The organism is Pedobacter sp. 01N416 (genome assembly GCF_056399685.1).
In genome coordinates this window covers 1-444 of record NZ_JBFTRT010001111.1, presented here as the reverse complement: position 1 = coordinate 444, position 444 = coordinate 1, and the positions used below count along the sequence as shown (strand labels likewise).

Genomic DNA, 444 nt, shown 5'->3' with positions numbered 1-444 from the left:
CAGGTGTACAGCCCAAACCTTAATAATGCAAAGTTATTGGCTGATTTAATAGCAGCTGAGGCCGTAAGCGATTTAAATGAGGTTAAACAGGACGCGGATTTATATATTATCTCAGTAAAGGACGATGCCATTGAAACCGTAGCTAAATCATTGAAAAATGTAAGCCGTTTGGTGGTGCATACCTCAGGAACTACCGATATTAATATTTTATCGTCGCAGGTAAAAAAAGCAGGTGTTTTTTATCCTTTGCAAACTTTTTCGAAAAGTAAAGAAGTTTCATTTGAAAATATACCGCTGTGTATCGAAGCGAACGATGAAAGTCAATTGGCGATTTTAAACAATCTGGCAACTAAAATTAGCCGTCAGGTGTACGAATTAGGTGGCGAGAAAAGAAAAGTATTACACCTTGCAGCAGTATTTGCCTGCAATTTTCCGAATCACCTA

General features: G+C 37.8%; 1 protein-coding gene. It reads left to right on the top strand.

Annotated elements, in window-relative coordinates:
* A partial coding sequence (locus AC1DND_RS29475; protein ID WP_477586589.1) for a DUF2520 domain-containing protein occupies nt 1-444 on the top strand: 444 nt, incomplete at both ends.